This is a genomic window from Corallococcus sp. AB049A, from assembly GCF_003668885.1.
GTDB lineage: Bacteria > Myxococcota > Myxococcia > Myxococcales > Myxococcaceae > Corallococcus > Corallococcus interemptor.
Map to the genome: position 1 here is coordinate 1 of NZ_RAWL01000337.1, position 9,587 is coordinate 9,587.

The 9,587-nt window shown below is 71.0% G+C and carries 8 protein-coding genes and 1 pseudogene; 4 read left to right on the forward strand and 5 right to left on the reverse strand.

What is annotated here, in order from left to right; all coding sequences use genetic code 11:
* The coding region (locus D7X55_RS28910) for a hypothetical protein (RefSeq protein ID WP_147470246.1) at positions 1-302 on the reverse strand (302 nt) is incomplete at its 3' end.
* 110 nt (positions 303-412) lie between these two features.
* On the opposite strand from D7X55_RS28910, the gene D7X55_RS28915 reads away from it, so the two are divergent.
* The 4 genes from D7X55_RS28915 (at position 413) to D7X55_RS28930 (ending at position 5,947) form a co-directional block, all read left to right on the forward strand.
* Positions 413-655 carry a hypothetical protein gene (locus tag D7X55_RS28915; RefSeq protein WP_233610131.1) on the forward strand — a complete coding sequence of 81 codons (243 nt, stop codon included), beginning with the start codon at positions 413-415 and terminating at the stop codon, positions 653-655.
* A 12-nt stretch (positions 656-667) separates the two neighbouring features.
* The gene (locus D7X55_RS28920; protein ID WP_120547620.1) at positions 668-3,223 is read left to right on the forward strand and encodes a M1 family metallopeptidase; all 2,556 of its coding nucleotides are present in this window, start codon (positions 668-670) and stop codon (positions 3,221-3,223) included.
* An 87-nt stretch (positions 3,224-3,310) separates the two neighbouring features.
* Positions 3,311-3,964, forward strand: a complete 654-nt coding sequence (locus tag D7X55_RS28925) for a hypothetical protein (RefSeq protein WP_233610132.1) — start codon at positions 3,311-3,313, stop codon at positions 3,962-3,964.
* Positions 3,965-4,588: 624 nt separating this feature from the next.
* Positions 4,589-5,947 carry a DUF6986 family protein gene (locus D7X55_RS28930; RefSeq protein ID WP_121724741.1) on the forward strand — a complete coding sequence of 453 codons (1,359 nt, stop codon included), beginning with the start codon at positions 4,589-4,591 and terminating at the stop codon, positions 5,945-5,947.
* Here D7X55_RS28930 and D7X55_RS28935 read toward each other — a convergent pair.
* From D7X55_RS28935 to D7X55_RS45670, 4 genes and pseudogenes are all read right to left on the reverse strand, one after another.
* Positions 5,939-7,012, reverse strand: coding sequence for a zinc ribbon domain-containing protein (locus tag D7X55_RS28935; RefSeq protein WP_147468197.1), 1,074 nt, complete (start codon positions 7,010-7,012; stop codon positions 5,939-5,941). The two genes, D7X55_RS28930 and D7X55_RS28935, sit on opposite strands and share 9 nt — an antisense overlap.
* Positions 7,013-7,118: 106 nt before the next feature.
* Entirely contained in the window at positions 7,119-8,192 is a 1,074-nt protein-coding gene (locus D7X55_RS28940; protein ID WP_121724743.1) for a DUF2804 domain-containing protein, read from the reverse strand.
* A gap of 95 nt (positions 8,193-8,287) precedes the next feature.
* Complete coding sequence (locus D7X55_RS28945; RefSeq protein ID WP_121724744.1) at positions 8,288-9,460, reverse strand: ABC transporter permease; 1,173 nt, start codon at positions 9,458-9,460, stop codon at positions 8,288-8,290.
* Positions 9,457-9,587: pseudogene (locus D7X55_RS45670) on the reverse strand (ABC transporter); the annotation flags it as partial. The gene D7X55_RS28945 and the pseudogene D7X55_RS45670, both read right to left, overlap by 4 nt.

The following is a 9,587-nucleotide window of genomic DNA, read 5'->3' on the forward strand; positions in this document are numbered from 1 at the left end:
ACCTGGAGCCCCGCCCGGCGCAGCGCGAAGGCCTGCACGTTGCCGAGCATCGCCCCCACGACGGCGTAGCCCCCCAGCTCCGCGAGCCGGTGCACCACGCCCTGCTCCACCATGGACAGCCGCCAGACGGCCGCGGACGACAGCACCGCCTCCAGCAGACGGGCCCCGTCCTCCGCCTGCATCAGCGGAAGGAACAGCCCCGCCACCGTGGCCACCGCCACGAGGAGTACCTGCGACAGACGTGCGCCCATGCCCGGCAGTCTGCGCGACTCCCGCCGTCCAATGCCATCCAGGGGGCCCACCTCCTGCCCTCCGGCCAACGAAGGTGTCGCCCGGTGGAGGTGGATGTACGGCGCGACAGGACCCCACGGGCACGTGGGCGCCGGGACAGCGGCCCCGCATCCAGGTGTGGATGCGCACCGCGAAGCGCGGCCGGGTCGTGGCCTTCCGCACGTACCTGCGCACCTTCCTGCATGAGCTGTGTCACCTGGACTTCCTCTGGCTGGAGCTGCCCTCCTCCTTCCACACGGAGGGCTTCTTCCAGCGCGAGTCGAGCCTCTTCGGGCAGCGGGTGCCCCCGGCGACAGGGGTGGAGGGCCGTGAAGCGCAGGACACTGGGAAATGGAGCACGAGCACAAGGCGCGGCCGGCGCTAGATTGCCGCCCCTATGGCGCATCCCACCGACGACAAGAACTTCCGTCTGCCCACCACCCTCCGCCCGCGCCGCTACCAGGCGACAGTGACCCTGGACCTGGAGGGGCGCAGCTTCGCGGGTGAAGAGCGCGTGGAGCTGGAGCTGTCCCAGCCCACGACGGAGATCATCCTCCACGCCAACGCGCTGGAGCTGGGCGAGGTCACCTTCCGCGCCGGCAACGACGTGCGCAAGCCCACGTCCAAGCGCGTGTCGACGGTGAGCGAGACGGTGGTGCTCACGTTCGACGCGCCCCTGCCCGCGGGCAGCGCCACGCTGGAGGTGCCGTGGACGGGGCGCTTCAGCGACGGCCTGCGCGGCCTGTACGCGGCGGGCAAGGTGGCCGCCACGCAGTTCGAGGCCGCGGACGCGCGGCGGCTGTTCCCCTGCTTCGACGAGCCGGCCTTCAAGGCGCGCTGGGCGCTCACGGTGCGCGTGCCGGAAGGCCACACGGTGCTGGGCAACGGCCGCGTGGTGAAGGACGAGAAGGACGGGGCGCTGCGCAAGGTGACGTTCGAGGAGACGGAGCTGCTCAGCTCGTACCTCATCGCGCTGGTGGTGGGCCCGCTGGTGGGCACGCCCGAGGAGAAGGCGGAGGGCATCCCGGTGCGCACGTGGGCGCTGCCGGAGAAGGCGCACCTGGCGAAGTTCGGTCAGGACGCGGCGCTCCAGGTCCTGCCCCGGCTGCAGGACTACTTCGGGCTGCCGTATGCCTTTGGCAAGGTGGACCAGGTGGGCATCCCGGACTTCGAGGCGGGCGCCATGGAGAACGCCGGCCTCATCACCTACCGGGAGGTCGCGCTGCTGTTGGACCCGGCCACCGCCCCCCTGTCCGTGCAGAAGCGCGTGGCGGAGGTGGTGACGCATGAGCTTGCGCACCAGTGGTTCGGCAACTGGGTGACGATGGTGTGGTGGGACGACCTCTGGCTCAACGAGGCGTTCGCGACGTGGATGGCCTTCAAGATTGTCGACCAGTGGCGGCCGGACTGGCGCATGTGGCTGGACTTCGACGCGCACCGGGCGAGCGCCCTGGCGCTGGACGCGCTCAAGTCCACGCACCCCATCCACGGCGAGGTGCGCAACGCGGGCGAGGCGGGTGAGAGCTTCGACGCGATTACGTATGAGAAGGGCGGCGCGGTGCTGCGGATGATTGAAGGGTTCCTGGGAGAGGGCCCCTTCCGCGAAGGCATCCGGCTGTACATGCGCAAGCACGCGCGCGCGAACGCGGTGAAGGAGGACCTGTGGAACGCGCTGGGTGAAGCGGCGAAGCAGCCGGTGAACGAGCTGGCCACCAAGTGGATTGGCCAGAGCGGCTTCCCGCTGGTGTCGGTGAAGGTGGAGGGGCGGAAGGTGACGCTGTCGCAGCGGCGCCTCTACTCGGAGCCGGGGGTGACGAGCGCGGAGACGTGGCCGGTGCCCATGGTGCTGCGCTTCGAGGACGCGGGCGGCGTGCGCGAGCAGCGGGTGCTCTTCCGCGACGCGAAGACGACGGTGACGCTGGAGGGCGGCGCGGGGGACGTGAAGTGGCTGTGCGCCAACGGCGGCTCCACGGGCTTCTACCGGGTGGCGTACGAGAAGCCGGCGCTGGACGCGCTGGTGGCGAACCTGGGGACGCTGGTGCCGTCAGAGCGCATCTCGCTGCTCGCGGACACGTGGGCGCTGGTGCGCGCGGGGCAGGCGCCGGTGGCGGACCTGTTGGACCTGGCGGCGCGCTTCGGGGACGAGGAGGACGAGGCGGTGCTGGACGAGCTCATCGGGCGGCTCGGCTACATCGACAACCGGCTGACGGAGGGCGAGGACCAGCAGCGCTTCCGCCGCTGGGTGGAGGGGCTGTTGGGCGGCGGCCTGAAGAAGCTGGGCTGGCAGGCGGCGCCGGGTGAGCCGGACCGGGTGAAGCTGCGCCGCGCGGCGCTGGTGCGCGCGGTGGGCGGGCTGGCGCGCAGTCCGGAGGTGCTGGCGCAGGCACGTCCGCTGGTGCAGCGGATGCTCCAGGGAGACAAGGCCGCGCTGGACGCGAACCTCCTGGACACGGCGGTGGGCATGGTGGCGCGCGCGGGCGACACGGCGCTCTTCGAGGACCTGCTGCAGCGGATGCCGAAGGAGCCGGACCCGGCGACGCAGCGGCGCTACCTGATGGCGCTGACGTCCTTCGAGGACGCGACGCTGGCGGAGCGCGCCCAGGGGCTGTTGTTCACGGAGACGGTGAAGACGCAGGACGTGGCCAGCTTCGCGACGGGCCTGTTGGGCAACCGCACCGGCCGCGACGCGTGGTGGGCGCAGCTGCAGAAGCGCTGGAAGGACCTGGTCTCGCGCACGGGAGCGGCGCCCATGCTGCTGCGCCGGGTGGTGGAGGGCCTGGGCCTGTTGCGCACGCGCGAGCAGCTGGAGCAGATGAAGGCGCTGCTCCAGGCGAACCCCATCCCGGAGGCCCAGCAGGCCACGGCGCAGACGCTGGAGCGGCTGACCCAGGACGTGGCCCTGCGCGAGCGCGTGGCCCCGGAGGTGTCCGCGTGGATCAAGCGCCAGCCGTGAGGTGAGTACGCGCTGGGAGGGGTGATGTGGAGATCACTTCTGTTCTGCATGGCCTGGGGGCTTGGATGCGCGGCCTCCAGGCCTCCGGTGGGCGTCGTTCAACCGCCTCCCGGTGAGCGCCTGGAGCGCATCGCCGGTCCCCCTCCTGGCTACGGCCCCTATCCGACCTACTCCGATGCGCTGATTGCGGCCTGCCCGTTGATCCTGAAACAACCCCAGGCCACCGCGGGCCGTCCGGGCGACCAGGAATTTCCGCTGCGCTGGAGGCTCTCGAAGGAATACTGCGCCTGGGTCTACTACACGCCGGATCAGCAATTTGAATTGAGCATGCTCGCGACCAGCGCGGTTCAGGACGATCCACGCAAGAGGAGCTGCGCGCTGCCGGCCGTCGTGGAGGATCCTCGTCACCCACCGGAGAGCCTGGGTTACGTCTTCATCCTCCACAACCATCCCTTCGAGAACGAGCTCTCCGATTTCGACATCCGGTTCGCCGTCGCCATGGCGGACGTCCATGGCCTGAGCGTGAACACCCGGGCGGGTTCCGTCCCTTTGTCCATCATCGCGTTCTTTTCCAAGGGCCACGACCCCACGCAGCCCACCTGCGATGGCTTCTTCCAGTACGTTCCCGGCACCGGGCAGATCATCCGGTGGACCGCACAGGAGAAGGGGCGATGGCAACGAAAGCAGATCGCCACGCTCACCTGGCTCGATGACACGAACTACCGCATCCAACGGCAGTAGGGGCTCCCTCCTCATGCGCATGAGCACGCTCTTCATCGTGTCCGGCCTGATGCTCGGTGGCTGCATGAAGGCCCATCGCCCCGTGCTGGTGGAAGCCGAGCCGTCGCTTGTCTTTCCTTCCTTCTTCGCTGGCACCAGCGAGCCCCTGGGAAGCGCTGGAAGCACATATGTATTGGACGGCGCCGTCCTGCGCGCGCTCTCCCTATCCGTCGAAGATTTCCTTCCCCCCACTGCATCCTCAACGCCCTGCTGGGACCGGCCTGAGTCCCATCGCTATCGGATCGTCCGTGAGCCAGGCGTCGTCTTCATCCGGATTGAAGAGGATCCCGCTGCCTGTGGCCGCCAGGTCCCCGCCCTGCACTCCGGAGCGCGCTATGCATTCAGCGACGATGGCCGGCTTCTACGGCGCCTGATTGATGGCGAGCCGGAGAACTCTCCTGACCAGACGTCCCCCAAGGACGACGCGGGCGAGGATGCGCCACCCGGCACGCTCCCACCTCCAGGCCCCCAGCCGGGAGGCCCCCCTCCTCGTTTCTCCCATGCCCCAGACGGCGGCACTCGGGCCATGATGCCCGCGCCGCCAGTGGAGCCGAGTCCCCCTCCTGATGGTGGCCCTGGAACCCCATGAAGACCACGCTCACGCCCGAAGCCTCCGCCGCCTCCCGTGAGGCCCTGCGCCGCGCCAACGTGGCATTCACCCACGCCTATCCGGGTGAGTCCTCCCGGCGCCAGCCCGTGCACACCGTGTACGGCGGCGCCCACCTCTTCCGCGCGAACACGGCCCGGAAGATGGGGGACCTGGCGCTCGCGGCGCTGCGCGATTACGCCGCCGACGGCTCCCAGCTGGCCCATGGCCTGGGCCTGCCCCAGCGCGGCGGCTTCGCCCAGCGCGTCCATGACCGCGTCGTGGACAAGCTCCAGCGCGAACCCGTGGAGGACTTCCGCATCGACTTCGAGGACGGCTACGGCCACCGCCCCGACTCCGAGGAAGACGCCCACGCCGTCGCCGCCGCGACCGAAGTGGCCCGCGGCCTGGAGCAGGGCTCGCTGCCGCCATTCATCGGCATCCGCGTGAAGTCCTTCACGGAGGAGCTCTACGCGCGGGCCTCGCGCACGCTGGACCTCTTCGTCACCGCGTTGCTGGAGCAATCCGGTGGCAGACTGCCTCCGTCCTTCGTCGTCACCCTGCCCAAGGTCACCGTGCCCGAGCAGGTGACCGCCCTGGCCAAGCTCCTGTCGGAGCTGGAGTCCGCCCACCAGCTGCCTCCCGGCGCGCTCGCGCTGGAGCTGATGGTGGAGACGCCCCAGGCCCTCTTCGACGCGCGCGGCCGGCCGCACCTGCGCTCGCTCGTGGAGGCCGGCGAGGGCCGCTGCTCGCACGTGCACCTGGGCGTCTACGACTACACCGCCGCCCTGGACATCAGCGCGCACATGCAGCACATGCGGCACCCCGCCTGTGACTACCTGCGCGACACCGTGCAGGTGCTCCTCGCGGGCAGCGGCGTGCGCCTGTCCGACGGCGCCACCAACGTCATGCCCGTGGGCCCCCACCGCAAGCAGGGCGACACCGCGCTCCTGCCCACCGAGCGGCGTGAGAACACCGACGCCGTGCACCGCGCGTGGCAGGTGGCGTACCGGCACACGCGCCACTCGCTGGAGCGCGGCTACTACCAGGGCTGGGACCTGCACCCCGCCCAGCTCCCCGTGCGCTACGCCGCCGTCTACGCCTTCTTCCTGGAGGGCCTGGAGCAGGCGTCCCAGCGCCTCAAGGCCTTCGTGGACAAGGCCGCCCAGGCCACCCTGCTGGGCGACGTGTTCGACGACGCCGCCACCGGCCAGGGCCTGCTCAACTTCTTCCTGCGCGGCCTGGCCTGCGGCGCCCTCACGGAGGAGGAAGCCCGCGCCACCGGCCTGACGCTGGAGGAGCTGCGAAGCCGCTCCTTCCGCGGCATCGTCCAGGGCCGCGCGAGCGCGTCACGCTGACGCGGGCGGCTGCCCCGGAGGCGTCGCGCTCCGGGGCCCCAGCCACTCGCGCGCGACGGCCACGTCCACCGCGAGGATGCCCAACAGGAACAGCCACGGCCCCGGCCGCGACGACAGGCCCGTCAGCGCCCAGACGGTGATGAGCCCCGCGAGCACCGCCGGCACCACCGGGGGCAGCGCCTCCCGCGCGCGCCGCACCGACCCCAGCACGCCCAGCGCCAGCAGCCCCAGCACCACGCCCGTCGAGCCCAGCCGGCCGCGCCCCGTCCCCGCGCCCTGCGCCGACGACGGGAACACCAGCGTGTTGAACTTCCACGTGTCGTGGTCCTGGATGTCCCAGGCGAAGTTGTCGTCGATGGTGATGTTGCGCTCGCGCTGCAGGTGCGCCGTGGGCACCAGCGAACCCGTCCACGCCGAGCTCCACGGCAACAGCAGCCCCACCGCGCACGCCGCCACGCCCGCGAACACCCACCGCTTCAGCCGCACGTCCGCCGGCCGCCGCGTCAGCGACGGCTCCGCCAGCGGCGACGCCTGGAACGCCTTCCACTGCACGAAGCCCAGCACCACCGCCGCCAGCACCCACAACAGCGGCGCCACGCCCAAGCCCAGCGACAGGAACGCCTGCGTCACCGTGAGCGCGGTGAACATGGGCAGGAACGCCGGATGCGCGGCCCACTTCACCGCCGGCACCAGCGCGTCCGGCAGCTTCCGGCCCGCGGCCAGCCACTCGCGCGCGCCCAGCATGCCGGCGCCCACCAGCATCAACGCCGCCCACGGCAGCCCCAGCCCGCCACCAATGAAGGGCAGCACCGGCACCACCACCGCCGCCACCACCAGCCCGGAGCCGAGCAGCGGCAGCGAGCCCCCGGGCAGCCGCTCGCGCAGCCTCGGGTCGTCCAGCACGTCCTGCACCGCGCGGCCCGCGGAGTCCGCCGCCCGCTGCGCCTTGTCCGCGACGTCGTCCATCACCGGCGAACCAGGCGCGTTCACGTCCCCGCCGCAGTGGGGACACGTCCGCGACGACAGGCCTTCAGGGAGCGGCTGACCACAATGCGGGCAGGACATGGGGTGGAGTCCTCCTCAGGTGAGACAGGAGCGCGAAAGCCTACACCGTGCCCCGTCGCATCCATGAACCATCACCCGGGCTTCGCCCCTCCCGCACGCCCGGCCGCTACCAGAGCATGTCCTGGTCCTCGGTGACGCCGGGGACGTTGGACAGCTTCAGCTCCTGGCCGCCCACGCGCAGGGTGCCCTCGAAGAAGCCCACGGGCTGGGCGAAGTGGCTCACCACCAGGCGCAGGTTGCGCTCCTCCCGGTGCACGTAGATGGGCTTGAAGCGCAGGTCCACCGCGCCGTCCGCCGTCGTCAGGCGCCACGGGTCCAGCAGCTCCTTCGCGTCGTATTCGAAGTGCGCGCGGCCTACCGGATAGAGCCGGTCTCCCAGCCAGACCGCGTTCTCGTTGGCCTCGGTGGCGCCCTCGTTGAAGCCCTCCACCAGGTTGAGCCCCACGGGCGTGCCGTCCGGAAGCCGTCCGGCCGCGAAGGCCCAGCGCCAGGCGGTGTGCCGCGCCAGGTAGCCCTGCGTGTAGTCCATGCCGCCCACGCCGCCGTCCAAACGGAAGCGCCGGCCGCCCGCCTCCAGGCTGCCGAAGGCCAACAGGCCGCTGCGCTTCTGGGTGACGTTGACCAGCCCGTCGCCCTGCACCGGCGCGATGACGGTGAGGGCCGGAGGGCCGCCCGCGACCAAGAGGTCGCCGTTCCACTGGAACGACTGGAGCGACTGCGTGCGCATGCGGCTGACGTCCACCTCGACCTGGTAGCGCTCGTCGGACTCGCCGCGCTTCACGGACATGCGTCCGCCCAGCGTGCGGAAGGCCGCGACCAGCCCCGCGCCCGGCTTGTCACTCACCTCCGCGAGCGGCCCGGGCACGCCCAGGAAGCTCACGTCGCACAGGGGCTTCTTCTCCTGGAGGTCCACCGCGACAGCGAAGGCGTTGGCCGTGTAGCCCAGGTCCACCACCGCGAAGAGGGCCGCCACCTCCTGCGTGGCGACGAAGGTGTAGTGCCAGCGCTTGCGCTTCAACAGCCGCGTCGCGCGCCCCGGCGCCCACTTCCCCAACAGCCGGGGCAGGTCCACCTCCGGCAGCTCTCCCTGGTACGTGCCGAACCGCGGTTCCCCCGCCGTGGAGGCCACCGAGTTCGGGGCGAAAGGCAGCAGGGCTTCTCGTTCACGCTCGAGCGTCATCGCGAAACATTGGATGGCACTTCGCCAGCGCTGTCACGCGAACAAGCGGCCCAAGTTGTGCCCTGAAAACACTCGGGGCCGCGCGTGCCTGCCCGCTAGCTCCTGCCGAAGATGATGCGCTCCTCGGTCAACAGACGCGTGGTGAAACGCAGGGCCAGAAGCGCCACCACCACGCACGACGCGAACGCGAGCAGGAAGGGCACCAGCCCCAGCGACTCGCCGCGCATCACCTCGCCCGCGAGCAGCTCCTGCCCCAGCACCGGCACCGCGAACATCCACGTCTGCGTCTGGATGGGGGACAGCGCCAGCATCATCCCGGGCAGCGTGGGCAGCACCATCAGGAGCGACAGGTAGGTCTGCGCCTCCTTGAACGAACGTGCATACGTGGACACCCACATCTGGACAGCGGACGCGGCCAGGACCAGCGGCATCACCGCGGCCAGCATGCCCAGCGCGGCCGGCGCGTCGAAGCGGGCGCGCACGCCCAGGTCCTCCAGCGGCACGCGCTTCACCACCAGGAAGTAACCCACCAGACACAACAGCACGCCCGTGCCCGCCATGGCGCAGGTGGCCAGCCACTTGCCCGCCACCACCGCGCCGCGAGGAGCGGGGTTGAGCAGCAGGGGCTCCAGCGAGCCGCGCTCGCGCTCACCCGCCATGGTGTCGCTGGCCAGCTGCATGCCGCCCGCGAACGCCGCCATCACCAGGAACAGCGGGATGGTGGTGAGCACCGTGGCCGCGGTGCGCTCGGGCGTGGACAGGTCCAGTTCGTCCACGCGCACGGGCACCGCCAGCTCCGGGGACACGCCGCGCGCGAACAGGCGCTGGCTGCCGGTCTGCTGCGAATACACCGCCAGCATCCGCTGCGCGCGCTGCACGGACTGGCGGGCCTTGTTGCGCGAGCTGTCCACCACCAGCCGCACCGCCGCGGTGTGCCCGTCCGCGAAGTCCTTCGCGTAGTCGTCCGGCACCACCAGCACCAGGTCCAGCTTCCCGGCCTGCACCAGGGACTCGTAGTCCGTCGGGGCCTCCGACAGCCTGGCCCCATAACGCTCCAGGAAGGCCATCAGGCTGGGCGCGTGCTCACGGCCCACCACCGGCATCTCCAGCGGACGGTCCTGCCGGTACCAGGACGCCATCACGTTGAACATCACCAGGAACACCAGCGGGCCCAAGAGCGGCCACATCACCGCGGAGCCCAACGTGCGCTTGTCCCGCAGGTGGTCGAGCACTTCCTTGCGCAGCACCGTCCCGACGAGGCCCTTCATTCGCGCAACCCCTGCTCGCTGCCAATCACGCTCACGAAGGCCTCCTCCAGGCTGTCCTTGCCGGTGGAGGCGCGCAGCGCGTCCGCCGTCCCGTCCGCCACCACCCGCCCGCGCGCCACCACCACGC